We start from the raw sequence: 21,498 nt of genomic DNA, 5'->3' as shown, positions 1-21,498 counted from the left end.
CAGCTCAGGAAAAATTGACGGGACTGTATAAGGAGGAATTACCGTGAGTTACTACTTCAGTAAAATCTTGAATATTTCTTTCGACGAAGCTATTACCAGAGTGACTGAGGAACTGAAAAAAGAGGGTTTTGGCATCCTCACGGATATCGACGTCAAGGAAACCCTGAAGAAAAAGCTGAATGTGGATTTCAAAAAATACAAAATCCTTGGTGCATGCAATCCGCCCTTTGCTTATAAGTCGTTACAGGCGGAGGACAAGATTGGATTAATGTTGCCTTGCAATGTGGTTGTTCAAGAAATTTCAGAGGGAAAGATAGAAGTAGCTGCAATAGACCCTATTGCATCTATGCAAGCTATTGAGAATCCGAAGCTACGGGATGTGGCTGAACAGGTACAAGTTAAACTGAAGACAGTGATTGATAGTCTATAAATGCCGACCTACCCTGACTTGGGGATAAAACCAGAGCCGCTCTTTGAAGACTTGCCCAAGGATGGGGTATCCTGTATGTAGGGTTGGTAAATATGCATTTAAAGGAGAGGTTAAATGAACATTTTTTATGAAAACGAATATTTTCAGTTTTTGCTAATTATAATTGGTTCGATTATATTTGCAAAGATTTTCAATCTCATAGTGACAAAATACATTAAGAAGATTACTGAAAAAACCAGAACTGATATCGACGATATGCTAATGAAAGTTATTAGGAAGCCATTATATATTTTTATTATTCTTGTTGGCTTTTATTTTGGGTTAAAATCTTTATCTTTTCCTGCACCTTATTCTTTGTGGATAAACAGGATGTTTTTTATTATTTCAGCGCTATTATTATCTTTGATTATTGCCAGGATTTTATCTGTTTTGGTATCTCGTTGGCTAAAAGTGCAGAAAGAGTTTGAGAGGACGCCCAGGCTGATTAGCACGGTAGTCTCTATTGTTATATATCTGATTGCTTTTCTGATGATTTTGCGTTATCTTAATGTTGAAATAACTCCTCTAGTTGCTACTCTTGGTTTAGGCGGTTTGGCTGTTGGTCTGGCACTGCAAAATACTCTCTCAAACTTTTTTGCCGGAGTGCATATTATTTCTGATAGACCGATAAATGTTGGTGATTACATCGAAATGGAGGGGAATATAGCAGGATATGTTGAGGATATTGGCTGGAGGTCGACTCGCATCAGAACCTTACCCAACACTATTGTGATCGTTCCCAATTCAAAAATCGCTGAAAGTGTTATCACCAATAATTATATGCCGGTGCAAGAAATGTCCATTGTACTACAATGTGGTGTTGCTTATGGTTCTGACCTGGAAAAAGTGGAGAAGGTTACAGTAGATGTGGCCAGAAAAATCCAACAGACAGTTCCTGGTGCTGTAAAGACATTTGAACCGTTTATTAGATACCACACATTTGGCGATTCAAACATTAATTTCTCCATAATATTGAGAGTGGAGGAGTTTGTGGCCAGGTATTTGGTTACTCATGAATTTGTTAAAGCGCTTAAAGCAAGATACGATAAAGAAAATATAGAAATATCCTGGCCGGTAAGGAAAATCTATTCAGCAAAATAATAGTGCCCTCGTAGCTCAATTGGATAGAGCAGCGGCCTTCTAAGCCGTCGGTTGTCCGTTCGAGTCGGACCGAGGGTGCCATGATGGTGGGTGTAGCTCAATGGTAGAGCACATGGTTGTGGTCCATGTGGTTGCGGGTTCAATTCCCGTCATCCACCCCAAATTCTCATTTTGCTGATTAAAAAGTAAAAAGGGGGCAGAGTCATTTTTATTTTTACAGAATTCTTGGGACAGTTTGGGCAACGGGCAGGATAAACGACCCATTTTTCAAAATGTGCCCCTGGATATGTTTTGTTTCTTCTTTTTAAAAAATTCCCCTTGACATATTAGGAGATATATTGTATATTTTAATACAGAGAATTGTATAAAAATATACAATTAATTGTATGAATTACCGGATAGATAAACAGGGTTTATTGGACAAAATTAGCGTTTGGGATAGTTTTCTTAAAAGAAAAGTTCATTTGATTGCTTGTGGAGGAACTGCGTTGACACTTTTGGGAGTGAAAGCATCCACCAAGGATATTGATTTAATTGTGCCGGATTTAACTGAGTATAAGTATCTTATAAACAATTTAAAACAACTCGGCTATAAATCTGCAAGTGGTTGGGGTTGGACAAGGGGAGATGGTTTTATTTTTGATTTATTTAGAGGCAAGAAGGTACATACTACGGAATTATTAGATTCACCATTAGATAAAGGAAATCACATTTTAATAAGAGAATTTAGCCATATTTATTTAGGGGTGCTTAATTATTACGACCTTATTATAGTTAAGTTGTTTAGAGCGACTACGGTAGATATAGAGGATTGCCTTTCTCTAATGAAAGATAAAAGACAAGAAATAGATCTGAATTTGCTAGTGAAGCGTTTTAGAGAGACAGCTTCTTTTGATGTTTCAGAAGATAAAGTAAATAATAATTTGGAATATTTCTTAAAAATTATCAAAAAAGAAGGTTTAAGCGATGGCTAATAAAAATCTCTTCAAAAGATTAAGTATGTTGGGGTTTCCATTATTTGAGACTGAAGAGGCGCAGGATGTGAATGCGACCTTGGCGGATGTGGTTAAAAGTAAAGATCTTCGTCTTTGGGAGGGTTTTCCTGTTGTATTAGGTAACAGCGCGGAAAGGGGAATGTTCAATTATGATATGGTCAAAGGGTATCTAAAGAAACCAGTTGATAAGTCCTATTTGGTTTCATTAATGGTTATGTCACTTGCTCTTTATAAAGTCTTAAATCTAAAATTCTCCTGGGCGGACAAATTTTATAAATCTCTACCAGGTGATAGAAAAAAAGAATTCAATAGTTTTCTAGAAAAACTTAAAAAAGATGAAGATTTAGTAGTTAAACCTTATGTTGTGTCTAGCCAAAGACTTAAATCTACCTTTAATAATTATTTTAGTCAAGTGCAATCAAAACTTAGTGACTGGCTTTCTATAAAAGAAGAGTTTAGTCTTGAATATTCACTGTCTCAAGTTTTCTCGCCTAAGCAAAAAGAATTATTTTTGAAGAAACTTAAAGGAGAAAAATTAACAAAGACTGAAAAAGAATATTTTTCTAGAGTAGTGAAAAAGAAGGTTTTAGCTTTGGCTAATCCAGAATTACATCGCTTATCCCAGAAATTATTGGAATAAATAAAAAAGGGGGCAGAGTCATTTTTATTTGGGAGAGTTTGGGCAACAGACAGGATAAACGAAACAAGTCTGGTTATTTTGAGTTAGCTGAAATACTAAATATTAAGGAGAAGGAATGATGAAAATTATTCGCTATTTATTGGTGGTAACATCTTTGGTTATAGCTATATCCGGATGTTCATGTTTGCCAGAAAATAAGGATGTCCTTTTCCAGGTGTCAACTATGAATGCTATCTTTCGAGCAGACTATGATGGAGAGATAACCTATGGAGAATTAAAGCAGCATGGTGACTTTGGGATAGGTACTTTTGATGCACTTGACGGAGAGTTGTTTGCCCTGGGGGGTAAATTCTATCGAATAAAGGCGGATGGCATAGCCTATCCCGTTGATGATTCGATGAAGACACCATTTGCTGTAGTAACTTTTTTCCAACCCGATAAATCAGTATTGTTAGACAAGGCTTCTGATTATAAGCAATTGCAACAATATTTAGACAATTTATTTCCTGCAAAAGACATTTTCTACGCTATTAAGATAGAAGGTACTTTCGAGTATGTAAAGGCAAGAAATATCCCCAGGCAAGATAAGCCATATCCCCAGTTTAGCGAAGTGGTTAAAAATCAGATAATATTTGAATTTGATGATGTAGAAGGGACTTTGGTAGGATTTTGGTGCCCAGCTTATCTGGAAGAAATCAATGTTCCCGGGTATCACTTCCATTTTATCACTAAAGATAAAAGGATGGGAGGACATTTACTCGAGTGCCAGATGGAAAATGTAAAAATTGAAATCGACTATACTCCCGAATTTCATATGGCATTGTCAGAGAGTGGTTAGTTTATTAAGGTAGATTTAACAAATTATGCTATATCTTATTTTTACTATAGATGGAGATTGGAAAGAATATTTTGATGTTGATTTACTTGAGGACAAAAGACTTCCCAATGTGGGAGTTATGCAAGGTTTAATCGAGCAGGAAATAGAAGTAGCGAGACGTAATTTGAAAGGGCGGTTTATTCATTTCGTCCATACTTCACCAAGAGCGCGGAAGTTTTTTCTTGATAAACCTTTTATGAAGTTTTGGAGACAAATTATTGAAAATGGCGGCGATATCGGTATTCACCCTCATGAGGATGACCCACACAAAGCATACTATTTTCAGGATAGTTCGAGAATGAAAAAGGTGATTTCCGGGCAGGTTGGTGCATTGCGAAAGCAGGGATTGAATGTTTGTGCTTATCGGGGAGGATACCTTGCCTTTTCCAGCAACTTAATCCCTATTTTGGAAAAGAATGGTTTGTGTTTTGATTTCTCCTGTGAACCGGGAAGATATATGAAAGATAGCAGAAGTCTGGTATCTGATTGGAGAGGAGCTCCGACATCGCTTTATCAAATGAGTTACCAGGACTATCGAAAAGTAGGGGATTCTGGTGTTTACGAGATTCCTGTGGGAACATCGAAAGGGCACTATCTCTATTTTGAAAAGTCCACACCTGAAATTGTAGAGGAGACTGCTTTTGATTTGAGGGAGAAGTCGATGAAAGACTCCCATGATATCATAGTTTCTGTGTTAACCCATACCTATGAATACACATCTTCAGATGAGATTAAAAATATTGAAGAGAAAATTTCTTTATTGAAAAAGTATGGGCGTTTTATTAATCTGAAAGAATTACGGAATGTTATTAATGACTCTCAACAAAAATGACTCTGACCCCTTTTGGGAAAGAGAAAAAATAAAATAGAGTTGACCCCATTTTTTGAAAGGAGGACCTATGGAAAAATGGCAAAAAATTGTCTCAAAAAGTATTATAGATACTGCTGCTCTTAGCAAACGTGTTAAAGTAAACAAAAAGAAAATCAATAAAGTAATCAAAAAATATCCTATGAAAATAAACCCTTATTATTTAAGTCTAATCAGGAAGAAAAATGGCCCTATATGGAAACAGTGTATTCCTGATGCGTTGGAAATTGAATTGCGGGCGGGTGAAAAGGACCCACTTTTCGAAGAGAAATATTCGCCTATTGAAAGTTTAATCCACAGATACAAAGATCGGGTTTTGTTACTGGCGACTAATTTGTGCACGGGGTATTGTCGTTTCTGTACAAGGAAAAGAAAAGTAGGAATAAAAGAAAAAGTTTTGGAAGGAAAGGGTGCCCAAGAAGCCTTTCGTTACATAAAAAGACATAAGGCTGTGAGAGATGTTATTATTTCCGGTGGAGACCCTCTCTTTTTGGACGATAAAAGAATAGAATTCTATCTTAGAAATCTTAGAAGAATAAAACATGTACAGATTATTAGAATAGATAGCCGTACCCCGTGCATATTGCCGCAACGGATTACGCCTAAATTTTGCGGGATGTTAAAGAAATACTCTCCTATATATTTCAATACGCATTTTAACCATTCTCAAGAAATAACAAAAGAAAGCATAAAAGCATGTAATATGCTTGCTGATAGTGGTGTTGTCTTGGGGAACCAGGCGGTTTTATTGGCGGGAGTTAACGATGATTCGCATACTTTAAAGAGGCTTTTTGAAGGATTACTAATGATGCGAATTAGACCTTACTACCTTTACATTCCTGATGCGGTAAAAGGCACATACCATTTCCGGGTTAGTGTAGAAAGAGCCCTGGAGATTATGAGAAATTTGATAGGATATACTTCTGGAATAGCTGTGCCTCATCTTATATTAGACCTTGAACATGGTGGCGGAAAGACTCCTCTGCTTCCTAACTACATTATTGAATATAAAGACAGACGTTACAAATTAAAGAGTTTTGAGAATAGAACGTTCCATTATGATGATGTAAAGTGAAGCTCAAAGTTATGGAATGTAATGAACATAACTTTGTTAGCCGAACTTGACCCAGCACTAATTTTATTATGTATTATATATATGTTTTAAAAAATGATAAAACCAATGAAATTTATTATGGATATACTAATAATTTAAAGAGGCGTCTCAAGGAACATTGTAACAATAATTGCAGATGGAAGCTTATATATTATGAAGCTTATCTTTCAGAATTACATGCGAGAGAAAGAGAAAGAAAGTTGAAACACTATGGACAAGCGAGGAATCATCTTAAGAATCGCTTCAAGCGTTCTTTAAGAATATAAAATTAGTGCTGGGTTTAATTCGTACTTATCACCCAACACTAATTTGCCAATTAGTGCTGGGTGATGTACTCATTAAAAATGGATATAGGTATAGCATGTGAAAATAGGTCTAACGAAAAAAGGGTAATCTTAAGACCAACAGAACTAAAAGAGATTGTTCTAAAACACACTATTTATGTTGAAAAAGGTGCTGGTGAAGGAATAGGGATAAAAGATAGTGACTATGAACAGATAGGCGCTAAGATTGTGGAAACGAAGCAAGTTTATTCCTGTTCTTTAGTTGTGCGACTTAAAGAGCCTAAAGAAGATGAATTGTCTATGATGAAACCAGGTTCTGTTATAATGTCAATGATGCATCTTCCGGGGAATCCGCATTTACGTTCTTTGTTGAAAAAATACAAAATAATTACCATTGCTATGGAAGAGATTAAAAATGCATTTGGCGGTCGTATGATAGAGGCAGTACACCAGGCAGGTTATTTGGGTATGGAGAAAGGTTTCCAGTTATGGGGAGGAGATGCTTCAAAGTGTGTAGTTAAAGTTATGGGATATGGCGATATTGCCTGGGGAGCAATCCAGTGTGCTGCCAGAAAATTTGCCCGAATAGAAGTATTAAATAAAAGAGATTTTAAAAATATGCAAAAATACATCTCAGGAACGGATATTTTGGTAAATGGTATCAACTGGCCTATGGAAAAGAGAGGGAAAGAGTTTATAATTACTCGTGATATGTTGAAACTTTTTAAGAAAGGAGCTGTGCTACTCGATTTAATTTCCAATCCACCAGGGCAGTCCCCGATAGAAACTATGCATCCTACTACTCTGGATAACATTTCTTATGTAGTCGATGGCGTTATTCATACTTCTTGTTGGGCATGGCCAGGACTTGACCCTGTAAATATCTCCCAAAGATATAGTATACAAGTGGCTCCCATACTCAAAGAAATAGCAGATAAAGGGTTCAATAACCTCCCGGAATATATTAGCCAAGCAGTGCATAAAGAATTTTAATAATAACAAACAAAAGGGTACTTTTCCTCTGACTGTTGGTAAGGCAAGTAGCTAAGTGGTGTAGGTTTTGATATGACTGAACGTCGGAAAGTATTAAGTGAAGCGAAGGTTTTTATTTTGCCTGTCCTATTTCTCCCGCTTTGGTAATTGCGTATTTTACTCCTAACGGGCCAATGATTTCCAGGATAATTGTAGTTGCTGTGATGGTAGTAACGGCTACAGTTGCCAATTCTCCATAAAGCCCGAACTCCCTCTGAACAACCATAGCTAAACCAATGGCGACCCCCGCCTGGGTAAATAACCCAAAACCTAAATATTTCTGTATATTCCTCTCGGCTTTTGAAAGATAGGCCCCTAACGAGGCTCCTCCTATCTTGGCAACAGACCTGGTCAAAATATAGATCAGTCCTAATAATCCCATTTTAGGAACTATCCCAATTTGGAGATGTGCACCAGCTAAAACGAAGAAAGCAATATAAATGGGGGAGGCTATACCTTCGATAGCTCCAAAAATTCTCTTGCCAGTCAGTAAGAATATATTGGCTGTGGTTATTCCCAAAACCAAATTAGCTAAAATTGACGAAAAATGAAAGATATTGGATAACCCGGTGCAAATAAGAATAGCTACAAGAGATATTGTCAAAAGTTCGTTTCTCTCGTGTAATTTTCTCGCTACATAAGATAATACTATTCCCAATATGATTCCTATAACCACAGCACCTCCGATTTCAATCAACGGTCCCTGAAAAGTATTCTGAACAGTGATTCTTTCTTTTCCGCTAATCGAAAGTTTAGCTAAGGCACTAGCAAAACCATAGATTATAATTGCTACGGCATCATCTAAACCAACTATTGCCAGGAGTGTATTGGATAAAGGCCCTTTCGCCTTGTATTCCCGTAATACTATAAATGTTCCTGCTGGCGCAGTGGCTACACCTAAGGAGCCAAGAATCAAACTGAGAGCAACATCCCGAGTCAAAAGGTAAATTGCTACAGCTATCAAAATAAATGTGAACATAGATTCTACGAAAAGTATACTCATAACTGTTTTTCCCATTTTCCTTAAAATACCCAGTCTTAATTCTTCTCCAATGATAAAAGCAATTAATCCCAGAGCGAAATCACTAATCATACCCATTCGATTTAATAAAGTTAAGTCAAAGATACCAAAAAGGGAAGGGCCTAGCAGGACACCGATTATGATGTAACCTATTACTGCTGGGAATTTGAGCTTGTTGCTAATCTTGCCACCAATAAATCCCAGAGCTATAGTTACGCCAATTAGAAGTAATAAGTCCATTGGATACCCCTCTACTTAATTCCGCGAAACTTTGTCTATTGTTCCTTTATCAGTACTTTTCAACATCGCTAAACCCTATATCTGGTCCCTTCCGGATTGCTTTAAGGTACATTATTTTATTTCCAAGCCTGTAATCCTATCGAAAGGAATGGTGCAAATGAACCCCTTGCTATCTAAATTAAGAAGTTTTATCGTTGGATCTTGGTCGATGAAGTTCAGGATATGATTCAAGCTATCCTTATCTTTTACCACTGAGAGAAGTGCTTTGTCGTATTCAGACAATAACTGTCCTCGTGTCAGGCTGAATAGGTCACTAGATTCCCCAGAAAAAGACGAACCAAGTCCTTTCTTTTCTATGATTTTAACATCAGCGATCTTTTCTTTTTTTATTATGGAGAAAATTTCTTGTAAATATTTTTCATTATTGTGCATTATTATTAATAACATAATTTTCACCCCCTGGCAAGTCCTAACACCTTAGGAAGCCAATCATTTATTACGATTTAGAATGTTGTTTATCAGGACTTTAAAGAGGGAGGTGCACGGATTGGGACTTCTTTAAACAGGCAATTACAAGAAAAGGAGGATAAAGAAGAATGAGTTTGAAGTACCGTATTGAAATGAGGTAAAATTAAAGGAGAACTACAAGCAATGCTTTCATAGTATTTAGCATATTCAGGATTTTTGTCAATTTCTTTTTCTACCTCGCCATATCTTTCCGAATTCCCTTCGCTACTCACTTGAGCCATTTGTAAACGATTTATATCATAAACTCCAAATATAACTATGCTTATACAAAGGAGAGCAATAGTCACAGAAAAATATTTTCCATGTTTATGACATTTAGGCACTTTCTATCCTCACACAAATTTTCTGTGATTATAGCAAATTATTATTTTGAAATCAACCTTTATGTTTTTGCTTGAATGTGTAAGTAGATTTTGATATAATTAATGAAATTGCGAAGGGTCTATGATCTCCAAGGGACCCGCGGGGTTTGGAAAAGTTTGATTTTTAGGATGTGTTTCTATTTTTAAAGGAGGAGCTGGCATGAGAATTTCAGATTACCTAAAAGAGGAGATGATTTGCCTCAACCTGAAAGCGACAGGAAAGGATGAAGCAATCAGAGAATTGGGGAGTTTCATTCGTAAGGCTAAAGAGATAACCAACTATGAAATGTTCCACAAAGATGTTCTGGAGCGAGAGAAACTCACTTCGACAGGGATAGGTGAGGGAGTGGCTATTCCTCATGCCAGAACTGATGCTGTTACCGGCTTTGTAATCGTCTTCGGCAAGTCTGAACTGGGTGTTGAGTTTGATTCTCTGGATGGGAAGAAAGCGAGACTGTTATTTTTGATGGGGACTCCCAAGACGGCTGGACTTGATGAATACCTGGTGTTACTTGCCCATTTAACAAGATTATTGAAGGAAGAATCTTTCAGGGAATCGCTTCTTAAAGCCCAAAACCCTGCTGAGATAATCGATATTTTTAATAAATTTGAGAAATAGAAAAGAGGATGTTACCTTCAATGGATATACTATTTTTGATTGGCATAGTTTTAGTTCTGGGAGTTATTGGGGGTAAGATTCTTAATAGATTGAAATTTCCTGCGGTGGTGGGTTATCTCATAGTCGGTATTTTTCTGGGACCTTCTGTCTTTGGCGTATTTAGGCTCGATTTATTGGAGCGAATGGGTATAATTACCGATTTTGCCCTGGGAATAATTGCTTTTATTATCGGCAATGAATTGAGATGGGGGTTATTGAAGAGACTCGGCGGGAAAATTATCACTATCCTGTTTGTACAGGCTATAGCTACGTTTATTTTAATAACTTTTGGAGTCTGGCTTTTGACCCATAATCTTGCTCTCAGTCTAATTCTCGGCTCTCTTGGTGTGGCTACTGCTCCTGCAGGCACGGTGGTGGTGCTTCAGGAATTTAAAGCGAAGGGACCTTTAACTACTTCCCTTTTGGCTATAGTCGGGCTGGATGACGGTTTAGCACTTATAATTTATGGTTTCGCCAGCGCTTTAGCTATGTTCTCAATTGGTGGGAGCAGGGGAGTTAGTCTGCAGAGTGTTTTGGAGTGGCCCTTGCTTCGAATCTTAGGTGCTGTGGTTCTGGGAGTTTTATTGGGATTGGCTTTGTCCTATGTTGTAAAAAGAAGATATGATAAAAACGAGATCTTGACTTATTCTCTGGGAGGTATCTTAATCTGTACTGGTTTGGCCGGTCTCTTCAATTTTTCGCTAATTTTGGCTACTATGGTTTTGGGAATAACTGTGGCAAATACGTTCTCACTTTCTGGTAGGAGGACTTTTGAGGCTATCCAGTCGATAACCATTCCTATTTACGTTGCTTTTTTTGTTTTAGCTGGCGCTCATCTCCAGTTGGGACTAATTCCTAAGATGGGGCTTTTGGGTCTTGTCTATATTTTGGCGAGAGGTTTTGGCAAAATTGGTGGAGCTTCTTTGGGAGCTTATATTTCCAAAGCCGAAATGAATCTGCGAAAATATTTGGGCTTTGCTCTACTTTCGCAAGCAGGAGTAGCCATTGGTCTGGCTATGATTGTCCAGAGAGAATTCGGGATTTATGGAGAATTGGCAGCCATAACTATTACTATTATTACAGCAACTACAATTATTCATGAAATTTTGGGCCCTTTGGGAGTGAAGTATGCGATTTCTAAAGCAGGGGAAATTGGACAGGGCTGACAGAAGGAGAATTGTTATGGAACTTTTGGTAATTGTACTTAACAAGATTGACCTTTTGAACGATCTTCTTTCTATTCTCGTGGAAGCAGGAATAACCAGAGCTACCGTGCTCGATAGCGAAGGTATGGGGCATCACCTCGCTTACGAAGTACCCATATTTGCTGGCTTGAGGAAAATGTTAGGAGAGACAGGGGCACACAATAAGACTATTCTTGCTTTGATTGAGGATAAGAAATTGGTTTCTGAACTCAAAAGGTTACTCGAAGAAGTAAAAATCGATTTCACTCAGTCAGGAACCGGAGTTATGTTTACCGTGCCAGTGGAAAATGTCGTCAAACCCGAAGATGAGTCCTTGGAAAGGTGAAAAGACTGGATGCCTCCCGAAAGGGAGGAAAAGACCTTGCTTTCGCAAGGACTCCACAATTTTTGGAGTCCCCCGATTTCATCGGAGGGGAGGGATTAAAAGAGGAATTCTTGAATGGACGAGGAGAAGGAATCCAAAGCAGGACCTATAGTGGAAAAATGTATTAAAGAGTTAAGTCTGGCTATCAAGACAATGGGTATCTACCCTTCTGCCCATCCTGCTATTAAGGCTTCTGTGGAGCGTCTCTATGCTACTATGGAGGGTGTTCTTGAAGCATCTCCTGAATTTAAGTTAGAGATAGCCCAAAAAAATCTTCTGGTAGATGGTCAGCTTCTGGACAAGACTAATGAGATATTTAGAGATTTCGCTCTCCAATTTCATAGGCGGGGAGTAGCCTCCATTACCTTTAAGAAGGATTTGAATGCGGAAGAGCTCAGGATGTTTTTGGAAGTTGCTTCTACAGAACCGAAGATGCTCCAGAAAAGTGGAGGATTTTTAAGACTCTGTCAAGAGGGAAAAATTTCTCATATTGATATTGTAGAAATTGACTATCAGAAGGTTCTCGGTGTTGGAGAAGAGATAGGTGAAGTAGCAGAAACGGGGAAGGTTAGAAGTGATGAGGAGATATGGATTGACTTGATAAGGAGCCTCGACTTGTATAGTGGGTTGAAGTTGGGTGAAGTGGAACATAATTTTCTCTTGCATCTGGAGGAGGAACCGGACAAGATGGTTGCCTACCTGGAGGGGGTGGCTTCGAAAGGTTCTCTGGGTATGAGCAATCTGGGAGGAGTTGCTGTTAGGAAAACTATTAATAGTATAGGAAGCTATATTTTCAAGAACCTTCCTCAGGAGAAGGAAGTTCATAGAAAAAAATTGGCTGAGGTCGTATCCCATCTCAATCCGAAATTGAGAATACAGTTAATCGATGCAGAAATTGATATTGAACCTGGACAAATAGATGTTGTAACAGAGATAATTCCCGATTTATCAAATTATGTGATAGTGGAGATGATGACCCTGGCTGTTAGTGGTGAGGGTAGGGTTACGGAGCGTTTAGTGAATCTTTTCCACAAGATTGTACCCGAGGAGGAGAGGAAAAGAGAAATAATTCCACTTTTTGGGGATAGTTTAGCTGATATGTCTGGAAAGGAAGATCCCTTGTATATGCGCCGGCTGATTGAAAATCTATTTCTTTCCAAACCTACTGAAGAGTTCGTTTCGGAGATGTATAGAAAGGCGCTTAAAGAATTGAATGAACAGATTTCCTCTATTAGTGGGATAAAAGAGTATACAGATTCCCTTAATGAGAGAAAAATAGAGGAACAGGCCTTGACTGTGCTTATGGACTTAATCAGGTTGGAGACTGAATCTAGTGACTATGTGGAGATTGCTAAAAATTTGGGTAAGGCGGGTATGGATTTTTTGCTTACCGGGAGATATGAGAAAGCAAAGGAAATTATTGAAGTCTTAATTGAGGAAGCTGGCCCGGAAAAGGGAAGGACTGATGGAGAGCGTAACGCTTGTAAGGAAGCTTTAGAAAAACTGAGAGATATTGGAATTGTGCATGACCTGGTTACGGCGCTTCGCGATTGGGGTAGGGAGAAACACGAGACAATCCATTTCATTCTCCTTCACATGGGTGAAATTGCTGTGGTGCCTCTACTGGAAGCACTTGGTAGAGAAACTGATAGCTCACTTAGAAAGAAGATTATCTCTGTTATAGTGGGTTTAGGGGAAGAGGCAATTCCAGAAATTGTCAGGAGGTTTTCAGACAAGAACTGGTATGTGGTGAGAAATATGGTGAGGATTCTCAGAGAGATAGGGATGGAAAAGGCGGTGCGTTATTTGGATATCCCTCTTAAACATAAGGATCCCCGCGTTCGGAAAGAGGTTGTTTATGCTCTGAGTAGCATAGGAGGGGGGGAAGCATTAAGATTAATTTCTCTTATGACCGATGACCCGGATGGAGAAGTCAGGCGAGGTGCTATCAAGTATCTGGGCGTTATGAGGAATAAAGAATCTGTTCCTCTCTTAATGAAGTTGATTGCTCAGAGAAATCCCTTTGGACATAAAAATTACCTGATTATTTCTGGGATTGAGGCGCTGGGAGAGATAGGTGCTGGAGAGGCAGTTCCCGGGTTGGTTCGACTGCTTCGAAAATCGACTATTTTTGCCAGAAGTAGAAATGATGAGGTGAGAATAGCAGTTGCCACTGCCCTGGAGAAGATAGGAAATGAACAGGCTATGGAGGCTCTGGCACAGGGAACCAAATATAGGAGAAAGATTGTCAGGCAAATGTGTGAGAGGTTAATTCGAAAGCATGGTGTAGTTCGTAGTTCGTAGTTCGCAGAGCAAGTAAACGCACCGCAAGCGGTGCTACTCCAATTATTTGGAGTAGCGAAACTTGTTTCGCGATTAGTTAACGCAGAGCAAGCTCTGCTATTCCAGACCTTGAGGAAGAAGGTTGATGGAGAGGGCGTATGGAAGAGCGATTAGTAGAAAATTTCATAACTTATCTTACTAATGCTACCAGAAATAAGACCATCTATCCTTCGGGGCATCCGATAATAATGCGTTCTTTAATGAGGACTTTCGAGATTTTAGAGACTTTGTTGGAAGAGAAAGAAGAGGTAAATATAGCGGTTATGGGAGATGAATTGATATTTGAGGGGATGGCTCTCCACGAGATTAGTGCAGCTCTTTATGGTTTTACCAGGGACTTACGGCAGAGAGAAATAGAGAAGATTACGTTTCTCAAGGGATTGAAAAATGAGGAATTCTTAGGGCTTATCGATGTTTTGACTATGGCACAGGAAAAGCTCAAAAATAGTGGTGGTCCAGTTAAAGCGTTAGCCTCTAAGGGGATTAAGAATATAACTTTGGGAAAGATTGGAGCTCTTAAAGAAGCTCAACCAGAACTGGGACATGGTGAAGAATTTAAAGCTAAGGCTAAGGAATTTTACAGGGATGCCGTTGACGCAATAAAAAGGATAGTTGAGGATATCAAATTCAAAAAGAGAGTAAATATAGAGAAAGCTCGGTTTGCCATAAATAGTATGGTGGCCAGTATTCAGAGGAATAGAACGCCCTTGGTAACTCTGGCTTCTCTTAAGGCTCACGATGAATATACTTTTAGCCACGCAGTAAATGTTGCTGTCCTCACTCTTGTGCAGGGTGAAGCATTGGGTCTGGACAGGCAGACATTGAATGACCTGGGAATAGCTGGTCTATTACATGATATGGGAAAACTCAAGGTTCCAGAGGAAGTTCTTAAGAAACCGGGCAAGTTGACTTCTGAGGAGTTTGAATTGATAAAGTTGCATCCTGCCGATGGGGCAAAAATATTGATGAACACCCCAGGCATAAGTAAACTGGCATATGTAGTTACATTCGAGCATCACATAAAATACGATCTTAGCGGGTATCCTGTTGTGTCTCGAGGAAAAGGAGGGTTGAATTTAGGTAGTATGCTGGTTCGTATAGCTGATACATATGATGCTATGAGGAGCAACCGCTACTATGCCAAAGAGATTCCACCTGAAAAGACTATAAAAGAGATGGAAGAATCCTCAGGAAAAGAATTTGAACCTGTCCTTTTAAGGAAGTTTATTAGACTGATTGGCGTCTATCCTCCGGGCACTTTTGTTAGACTGGACACAAATGAGATTGGTTTTGTCTTCCAGACAAATCCATCTGACCCTTATCGTCCCCGGGTGAAAATAGTTATTGATAGTAATGGTTCTAAGATAGAAAAGCCGCAGGAAATAAACCTCGAAGAGAAAGCTCCTGAGACAGGCAATTTCAGGCGTTCGATTAAGGAGTCGGTAGACCCTGAACAGTTTGGGCTTGTCCCTGACGAATATCTGTAATTCCAAGAGACATTAGAAGGTGGAATCCTCCCAAAAGGGAGGAAAGCCTTGCTCTCGCAAAGACCTCAGAACTTTTGGAGTCCTCCCGAAAGGGAGGATTGATAAAAGAATTCCTTGCTTTCGCAAGGACTCCAATCGCTCGATTAATGGGATGAATGTCCCGGAGGGAATATCTTGAGGAATAACTCAAAGATGACTGCTCGTAGATTATGTTGGAAGCTGGGCATAGTTGCTCTTGCTTTACAGGTTCTAATTGGCGTTGCTTTTGCCGAGGAGATTTTGACTCTGGAAAGGTGTATAAATTTGGCTCTGGCTAACAATCAGGATTTGAAAATTGTGCAAAAGAAAATTATAGAATCAAAAGGGAGAAAGCAAGAAGCATTTGGTAATTTCTTACCAACGTTGAGTGCTTCGGGTAGTTATACCAGATTGAATGAGTCACCCAAAATGAGCGTTTTCTTTGGTGGTTCCGAGCAGACCTTCGAATTGGGGCCTGACTATTTATATAGCACACAGTTGACTCTCAGACAGCCTCTATTTGCCTGGTGGAAGATATACCACGGGGATAAACAGGCGAGGCTCAATTATAGGTTGGTTAATGAAGAATATAAACAAGTAAAAAATAATCTCATATTTGAGGTGAAAAGAGCTTTTTATAATCTCCTCTTGGCCAGACAGTTCGTAATAATTGCTAAGGAAGCAGTAGATGTAACGGATTCTCATTACAAGACTACTCGTGCCCTGTATAAAGAGGGGAGGGTTTCTGATTACGATGTCTCCCGGGCCAAGGTACAGTTGGTTAATAATCAGACAAAATTGATTAAGGCTAAGAATAATCTGAAGTTGGCAAGAGAAGAGTTGTCTTTTTTGCTTAATGCGAGATTAGAAGAAGATTGGAAGGTAAAAGGAGACTTTCCTCGGGAGAAGAGAGAAGTTAGTTTGGAAGACACTCTGGGGAAAGCGTTTCGAGAGAGGTCCGAAATAAGGCAATTAATGATTCAAGAAGAGGTGGGTAAAGTTTCTATTAAGTTGGTGAGGGCTGAGAACCGGCCAAATTTAGATTTTCTGGCCAACTATCAGTATACCAATCCGTTTTATAATCGGGAGGAATGGGGCGGAACCTGGAACGTAATTCTTGCTTTGAACTTTCCGCTGTTTAGCGGTCTTTCTGATCTGGGAAGAATTAAGCAGGCAAGAGCGGGATTGGAGCAGGTGGAAATTTTAAGAAATCAGGTTGAACAGAGAATAAAGCTGGAAGTGAGAAAGGCTATTTTTGATATGGAAGAGGCTGGAGAACGGATTGAAGCACAGGAAGAGAATGTTAAGCTGGCGCGGGCGAATCTGAGAATTGCTGAGGAGAGGTACAGGCAAGGCCTAATGTCTGAAATTGAACTGCGTGATGCTCAGCTTTCTCTCACTCAGGCTGAGACCGATTATTTTCAGGCGCTCTACGATTATAACGTTGCTAGCGCTTTTCTGGATAAAGCTGTTGGTAAATATCAGTAATGGGTTCACATTTGTCAGGAAGCTATGTGCTTTAGCACATATAATGGAGTGTAAAGCGAGAGCTTTACGCTGTCCCGACAAGTCGGGACACTCCGGAAAGATTTAGGAGTAGCGAAGCGAAGCTTCGCAATTATAACGTCCCGATTCATCGGGACTACTCCAGCTTCCGCTTTAGCGGAAGTAGGAGGTCACATAAGGAGCGACAAGTCTGGCGACGGGTTCGAGATGGTGAGAACCCCGGTCGGATTGAGCGAAGCGAAAGGAGATGAGAATTGAAAGGAAAAAGAGTGGTACTTATCCTGGTATTACTGGTTGTTGGTATGGTTGCCTATAGGATAGTAAAGTATAACATGGCAAAAAGAAACATAAAGGAGTCTGTGGAAGAAAAAGTCACTCCAATTAAGACTGTTCAGGCAGGAAAAGGAGATATAGAAGAGATAATATCTCTTAATGGCGATATTCGGGGATTGAGGGAGGTGGACGTCTATACCAGGGTTTCGGGAAAGTTAATTAAGAAAATTAAGGAAGAAGGAGATAGTGTTAAGAAGGGTGAAATTGTTGCTCTAATCGACCGTGATGAACCTGCTTTAGGATTTACAAAGGCAGAGGTAAAATCGCCTATTGAGGGCACAGTAATCAGATACTATGTGGATATAGGCGACTCAGTCATCCCCCAGGAACCGATGCCTCAAGAGCCTGTTGTCAATATTGCCTATATGGATAAAGTTAAGATAGTAGTGAATGTGGGAGAGAAAGATATTACCAAATTGAGAAAAGGAGAGAAGGTGCGCGTCTCTGTGGATGCCTACCCGGAAGAAAATTTTCTGGGTAGAGTGGTGAAAGTTGCTCCCGCGGTGGACCTCAGGAGTAGAAAACTGAAGGTTGAGCTGGAAATTGAGAATAAGGATCATAGGTTGAAGCCGGGAATGTTTGCTGATGTAGAGATAATCTATAATGAACATAGTAATGTATTGGTTGTGCCCAGAATTTCCGTCCTGGAAAAAGAAGGGAGGACGATTCTGTTTACTGTTGAGGACGATCGTGCTAAATTAAGAGAGGTCAAGACTGGCATTAGCGATGAAGAAAAAATAGAGATTGTTGAGGGATTAAGTGAAGGGGAGAGTGTGGTAATTGAAGGCAATTACGGCTTGATAGATGGAGCAAAAGTAGAAGTAGAAGGCATCTGATGAAGCTGCTGGAAAAAACAGAGTTGACCCCATTTTTGGAGGGATCTGATGAGGCTACCTGAATTTTCTGTTGAACGCCCGGTAACTATAACCATGCTCATTCTAATTGTTGTAGTGGTTGGTGTTATTTCTTTGAGCAATCTGGGGCTCGACTTAATGCCCGATATAACCTATCCCGTGATGTCAGTAGTTACTACTTACGAAGGCGTGGCTTCTGAAGAGATGGAAACTATAGTAACTAAGCCTATCGAGGAGGTGGTGGCCACTGTAAAGAATGTGAAAAAGGTTACGTCTTTTTCTCAGGAGGGCTTATCTGCGGTAATGGTGGAGTTTGAGTGGGGCGCTAATCTGGAACTTTTAGCTCAGGATATACGTGATAGGCTGGATATGATTAGTGACTTTCTTCCCGAGGACATGGATAAGCCGATAGTTGTGAAGTTTGACCCTTCTATGATGCCCATAATGATGTATGGAATTGTGGGCGAGAGGGACATGAGGAGCCTTCGCCAGCTGGTTAAAGATGTGTTTAAGGAACGTCTGGAACAGGTAGACGGAGTTGCTTCGGCAATGGTCTGGGGAGGAAAGGAGAGAGAAATAAGAGTGGAGGTTGATGGGAAGAAGCTGGAGTCTCTCGGCCTCTCCTTAGAAGAGGTCAGCCAGAAACTTTCCTTGGAAAATCTCAACCTCCCAGGCGGTCACCTCAAATCAGGCTACCAGGAGTATCTTCTGCGCACTGTGGGCGAATTTGAATCTGTTGATGAGATCAAGAACACTGTGATTGCGCTCAGAGGTAATGTTCCCATATATTTGAAGGATATTGCCGCGGTTTCTGACGCGCATCGAGAAATACGCAGTTACGCTCGTACTAATAAACAGAATAGTGTGCTGGTTATAGTGAATAAAGAATCAGGAGCCAACACCGTGGCAGTTTCCAATGGCGTGAATAGAGCAGTTAAGGAGTTGAAAGGGAGACTTCCCCAAGATATAAAGTACTACTCTGTTTTCGACCAGTCCCGGATGATAAAGAGAATCCTTAAGGTGACGGGCTCCAATGCTCTCGTAGGTGGTCTTCTGGCGATTGGCATTCTCTTTCTTTTCTTGCGCAGCCTCTATCCAACAGTTGCCATAGCGTTAGCAATTCCTCTCTCTTTGATAGCCACTTTTATTCCTCTATACTTTCTGGGCTACACGCTAAACTTTGTTACTATGATTGGAATTGCTCTGGGAGTGGGGATGATTGTGGACAATGCGATTGTGGTAATTGAGAACACTTTTCGTCATTTGAGCCTCGGTGAAGACCCCAGGATTTCGGCTAAATCAGGAGCCACTGAAGTGGCGAAAGCCATTACCACCTCAACCCTCACCACGGTGGCGGTCTTTCTACCGCTTTTATTCATAAAAGGAATTGCCGGGAAGCTTTTTACTCAGATGGCTTTAACTATCTCTTTTGCCCTGGTCGCTTCCTTGTTTGTAGCCCTGACTCTGGTGCCAATGATGGCTTCCAGGATTTTCAAGGCAGGTTCATCTAAAGGTTACGAGGTTAGTTTTGGCAGGAGAACTTATGGCTATTTTCGAGAGAGATATAAAGGATTTTTGGGCAAGATATTGGCTCGTCGCAAAGGAATAGTCTCCTGGGCAATCATCTTATTTCTATTGAGTCTGTGTCTAATTCCCTTTATGGGGAAGGAGTTTTTTCCTGATATAGATATTAATATGGCTTTCTTTATGGTGAAGATGCCTGTGGGAACCAATTTGGAGGAGACCGATAGAGTGGTCAGAAAAATTGAGGATATTGTTCTGGCAGAGGAGGGCGTGCAGAGTGTAGGTGCTTTTACTGGCCTCTCCGAGGCAACAAAACAGGATGCAGCCTTTGGGATGGGGTCAGCAGGGGTGAACGAGGCAGAAATTTTCATTCGCTTGGAAGATAAGTTGAAGAGAAAACGTATTTCCAAAGAGATTATTGATGACGTTCGCGCTCAACTTCCTCCGATAGAGGGAGCGGAATACGAATCTATAGATATGTCCCAGTCCATAATTACGGGAGGAGGAACCCGGCAGGCTGCTATCGAACTTAAACTCTTTGGCAAAGATCTGGGGATTCTTGAGGGGATTTCCACATCAGTTATGGGAGCAATAGGTAAGATTAAGGGAGTCTATGATTTAGGGAGTTCGTTGGAGAAAGGAAGGCCAGAATTACAACTTATAATCGACCGTCGCCGTGCGTCCCAGGCGGGATTGGCTGTCAGTCAAATTGCCTCTACATTGCAAACAGCGATTCAGGGAAAAGTGGCTACGATGTTTCGCCAGGGAGGCGAAGAAGTCAATATCCGCGTCTCTCTTGATGAAAAAGGCAGAGAGAGTCTCAGGGAGATTGAGAATATAGTTCTTCCTTCTCCCCCGGGAATACTTATCCGTTTGAAAGATGTTGCCGAGATTCGGGAGGCTAGAGGGCCGATAAGGTTGGATCGAGAGAACCAGAAAAGAATGGTCTCGTTGACTGCCAATCTCAGTGGTAGACCCTTGTCCGGCGCGATGAGGGATATAAAAAGTAAGGTGAGGAGAATATCTTTCCCGGAAGGGTACTTTGTTGACTATGGAGGACAGGCGGAGAAGATGCGAGAGACCTTCATAAGTTTGGGTCAGATACTTATTTTAGCAGTGCTTTTAGTTTTTATGATTATGGCAGCACAATTTGAGTCTTTTACCCAGCCATTGGTTATTATGTTCACTGTTCCCCTGGCGATAATTGGAGTTATCCTGGGTATGATCCTTAGCGGAAAGAATCTTAGTCTTCCCTCAGGTATGGGGGTAATTATCCTTACCGGAATCATAGTAAATAATGCTATAGTTATGATTGATTACATTAATCAATTGCGCAAGAAAGGAATGGAAAAAATGGAGGCAATTGTCGAGGGAGCAGCAACCAGGTTACGTCCAATTATAATGACTGCCTCTACTACTGTTCTGGGAATGTTTCCTCTGGCTCTTAGCCGTGCTGAAGGTTCGGCAGCGCGCTCGGTGGTGGCTATCTCTATAATAGGTGGATTGCTGGTTGGCACTATCCTTACGCTGATAGTTATTCCTGCTCTTTACAGTATGTTCGAAAAGTGATAAATTAGTAAATTGGTCGCGTAGGGGCGACCTTTATGGTCGCCCAAAGGTTTATCCCCGTAAAAATTACGCCCATAAAGGGCTACACTACTCACAACTTTTTAGA

The 21,498-nt window shown here is 40.2% G+C and carries 20 protein-coding genes and 2 tRNA genes; 19 read left to right on the top strand and 3 right to left on the bottom strand.

Translation table 11 applies throughout. The annotated features are described in order from the left end of the window. Window positions 1-43: 43 nt before the first annotated feature. From VMW39_05835 to VMW39_05785, 11 genes are all read left to right on the top strand, one after another. On the top strand, window positions 44-430 hold the full coding sequence (locus tag VMW39_05835) for a DUF302 domain-containing protein (GenBank protein ID HUW23531.1): 387 nt from the start codon (window positions 44-46) through the stop codon (window positions 428-430). Between the two features lie 114 nt (window positions 431-544). Next, the gene (locus VMW39_05830; protein ID HUW23530.1) at window positions 545-1,570 is read left to right on the top strand and encodes a mechanosensitive ion channel family protein; all 1,026 of its coding nucleotides are present in this window, start codon (window positions 545-547) and stop codon (window positions 1,568-1,570) included. 4 nt (window positions 1,571-1,574) lie between these two features. Next, window positions 1,575-1,651 (top strand) — tRNA-Arg (locus VMW39_05825). 5 nt (window positions 1,652-1,656) lie between these two features. Beyond that, window positions 1,657-1,731: transfer RNA gene (locus tag VMW39_05820), tRNA-His, on the top strand. Between the two features lie 255 nt (window positions 1,732-1,986). Then, window positions 1,987-2,544 carry a DUF6036 family nucleotidyltransferase gene (locus tag VMW39_05815; protein ID HUW23529.1) on the top strand — a complete coding sequence of 186 codons (558 nt, stop codon included), beginning with the start codon at window positions 1,987-1,989 and terminating at the stop codon, window positions 2,542-2,544. Further along, window positions 2,537-3,205, top strand: coding sequence for a hypothetical protein (locus VMW39_05810; protein ID HUW23528.1), 669 nt, complete (start codon window positions 2,537-2,539; stop codon window positions 3,203-3,205). The genes VMW39_05815 and VMW39_05810 overlap by 8 nt, the downstream gene beginning before the upstream one ends. Before the next feature lie 115 nt (window positions 3,206-3,320). Further along, window positions 3,321-4,043: an acetolactate decarboxylase gene (gene budA / locus VMW39_05805; protein HUW23527.1), complete on the top strand. Its 723-nt coding sequence runs from the start codon at window positions 3,321-3,323 to the stop codon at window positions 4,041-4,043. Between the two features lie 25 nt (window positions 4,044-4,068). Then, a complete protein-coding gene (locus VMW39_05800; protein HUW23526.1) occupies window positions 4,069-4,914 on the top strand; it encodes a hypothetical protein in 846 nt (281 codons plus the stop codon). 67 nt (window positions 4,915-4,981) lie between these two features. Next, complete coding sequence (locus VMW39_05795) at window positions 4,982-6,025, top strand: KamA family radical SAM protein (GenBank protein HUW23525.1); 1,044 nt, start codon at window positions 4,982-4,984, stop codon at window positions 6,023-6,025. A 68-nt stretch (window positions 6,026-6,093) separates the two neighbouring features. Then, entirely contained in the window at window positions 6,094-6,330 is a 237-nt protein-coding gene (locus VMW39_05790) for a GIY-YIG nuclease family protein (protein HUW23524.1), read from the top strand. A 78-nt stretch (window positions 6,331-6,408) separates the two neighbouring features. After that, window positions 6,409-7,341, top strand: a complete 933-nt coding sequence (locus VMW39_05785) for a hypothetical protein (GenBank protein HUW23523.1) — start codon at window positions 6,409-6,411, stop codon at window positions 7,339-7,341. 112 nt (window positions 7,342-7,453) lie between these two features. Here VMW39_05785 and VMW39_05780 read toward each other — a convergent pair whose 3' ends face one another. The 3 genes from VMW39_05780 to VMW39_05770 all read right to left on the bottom strand — a co-directional run bounded on the left by VMW39_05780 (window position 7,454) and on the right by VMW39_05770 (window position 9,492). Then, the gene (locus VMW39_05780; GenBank protein HUW23522.1) at window positions 7,454-8,641 is read right to left on the bottom strand and encodes a cation:proton antiporter; all 1,188 of its coding nucleotides are present in this window, start codon (window positions 8,639-8,641) and stop codon (window positions 7,454-7,456) included. A gap of 111 nt (window positions 8,642-8,752) precedes the next feature. Beyond that, window positions 8,753-9,088: a hypothetical protein gene (locus tag VMW39_05775; protein ID HUW23521.1), complete on the bottom strand. Its 336-nt coding sequence runs from the start codon at window positions 9,086-9,088 to the stop codon at window positions 8,753-8,755. Between the two features lie 71 nt (window positions 9,089-9,159). After that, window positions 9,160-9,492: a hypothetical protein gene (locus VMW39_05770; protein ID HUW23520.1), complete on the bottom strand. Its 333-nt coding sequence runs from the start codon at window positions 9,490-9,492 to the stop codon at window positions 9,160-9,162. A gap of 199 nt (window positions 9,493-9,691) precedes the next feature. On the opposite strand from VMW39_05770, the gene VMW39_05765 reads away from it, so the two are divergent. The 8 genes from VMW39_05765 (at window position 9,692) to VMW39_05730 (ending at window position 21,392) form a co-directional block, all read left to right on the top strand. Further along, window positions 9,692-10,150 carry a PTS sugar transporter subunit IIA gene (locus VMW39_05765; GenBank protein HUW23519.1) on the top strand — a complete coding sequence of 153 codons (459 nt, stop codon included), beginning with the start codon at window positions 9,692-9,694 and terminating at the stop codon, window positions 10,148-10,150. A gap of 20 nt (window positions 10,151-10,170) precedes the next feature. Next, a complete protein-coding gene (locus VMW39_05760) occupies window positions 10,171-11,355 on the top strand; it encodes a cation:proton antiporter (protein HUW23518.1) in 1,185 nt (394 codons plus the stop codon). Window positions 11,356-11,371: 16 nt separating this feature from the next. Then, window positions 11,372-11,719: a hypothetical protein gene (locus VMW39_05755; protein HUW23517.1), complete on the top strand. Its 348-nt coding sequence runs from the start codon at window positions 11,372-11,374 to the stop codon at window positions 11,717-11,719. 114 nt (window positions 11,720-11,833) lie between these two features. Then, window positions 11,834-14,062, top strand: coding sequence for a HEAT repeat domain-containing protein (locus VMW39_05750; protein ID HUW23516.1), 2,229 nt, complete (start codon window positions 11,834-11,836; stop codon window positions 14,060-14,062). A 137-nt stretch (window positions 14,063-14,199) separates the two neighbouring features. Next, entirely contained in the window at window positions 14,200-15,588 is a 1,389-nt protein-coding gene (locus tag VMW39_05745) for an HD-GYP domain-containing protein (protein HUW23515.1), read from the top strand. Window positions 15,589-15,762: 174 nt separating this feature from the next. Continuing rightward, window positions 15,763-17,094, top strand: coding sequence for a TolC family protein (locus tag VMW39_05740; protein ID HUW23514.1), 1,332 nt, complete (start codon window positions 15,763-15,765; stop codon window positions 17,092-17,094). A 272-nt stretch (window positions 17,095-17,366) separates the two neighbouring features. Next, a complete protein-coding gene (locus tag VMW39_05735; GenBank protein ID HUW23513.1) occupies window positions 17,367-18,281 on the top strand; it encodes an efflux RND transporter periplasmic adaptor subunit in 915 nt (304 codons plus the stop codon). Window positions 18,282-18,329: 48 nt separating this feature from the next. Beyond that, entirely contained in the window at window positions 18,330-21,392 is a 3,063-nt protein-coding gene (locus VMW39_05730; protein HUW23512.1) for an efflux RND transporter permease subunit, read from the top strand. Window positions 21,393-21,498: the final 106 nt, after the last annotated feature.

Source organism: bacterium, assembly GCA_035530055.1.
Taxonomy (GTDB): Bacteria; UBA6262; WVXT01; order WVXT01; family WVXT01; genus WVXT01.
The sequence above is the reverse complement of the archived record's forward strand: the minus strand, read 5'-3'. Positions and strand labels throughout refer to the sequence as shown.

Excerpts from the sequence above, each read along its gene's own strand:
- VMW39_05830 (HUW23530.1), top strand. The coding sequence starts at position 545 with ATGAACATTTTTTATGAAAACGAATATTTTCAGTTTTTGCTAATTATA.
- VMW39_05810 (HUW23528.1), top strand. The coding sequence starts at position 2,537 with ATGGCTAATAAAAATCTCTTCAAAAGATTAAGTATGTTGGGGTTTCCA.
- budA (HUW23527.1), top strand. The coding sequence starts at position 3,321 with ATGATGAAAATTATTCGCTATTTATTGGTGGTAACATCTTTGGTTATA.
- VMW39_05800 (HUW23526.1), top strand. The coding sequence starts at position 4,069 with ATGCTATATCTTATTTTTACTATAGATGGAGATTGGAAAGAATATTTT.
- VMW39_05795 (HUW23525.1), top strand. The coding sequence starts at position 4,982 with ATGGAAAAATGGCAAAAAATTGTCTCAAAAAGTATTATAGATACTGCT.
- VMW39_05790 (HUW23524.1), top strand. The coding sequence starts at position 6,094 with ATGTATTATATATATGTTTTAAAAAATGATAAAACCAATGAAATTTAT.
- VMW39_05785 (HUW23523.1), top strand. The coding sequence starts at position 6,409 with ATGGATATAGGTATAGCATGTGAAAATAGGTCTAACGAAAAAAGGGTA.
- VMW39_05780 (HUW23522.1), bottom strand. The coding sequence starts at position 8,641 with ATGGACTTATTACTTCTAATTGGCGTAACTATAGCTCTGGGATTTATT.
- VMW39_05775 (HUW23521.1), bottom strand. The coding sequence starts at position 9,088 with ATGTTATTAATAATAATGCACAATAATGAAAAATATTTACAAGAAATT.
- VMW39_05765 (HUW23519.1), top strand. The coding sequence starts at position 9,692 with ATGAGAATTTCAGATTACCTAAAAGAGGAGATGATTTGCCTCAACCTG.
- VMW39_05760 (HUW23518.1), top strand. The coding sequence starts at position 10,171 with ATGGATATACTATTTTTGATTGGCATAGTTTTAGTTCTGGGAGTTATT.
- VMW39_05755 (HUW23517.1), top strand. The coding sequence starts at position 11,372 with ATGGAACTTTTGGTAATTGTACTTAACAAGATTGACCTTTTGAACGAT.
- VMW39_05750 (HUW23516.1), top strand. The coding sequence starts at position 11,834 with ATGGACGAGGAGAAGGAATCCAAAGCAGGACCTATAGTGGAAAAATGT.
- VMW39_05745 (HUW23515.1), top strand. The coding sequence starts at position 14,200 with ATGGAAGAGCGATTAGTAGAAAATTTCATAACTTATCTTACTAATGCT.
- VMW39_05730 (HUW23512.1), top strand. The coding sequence starts at position 18,330 with ATGAGGCTACCTGAATTTTCTGTTGAACGCCCGGTAACTATAACCATG.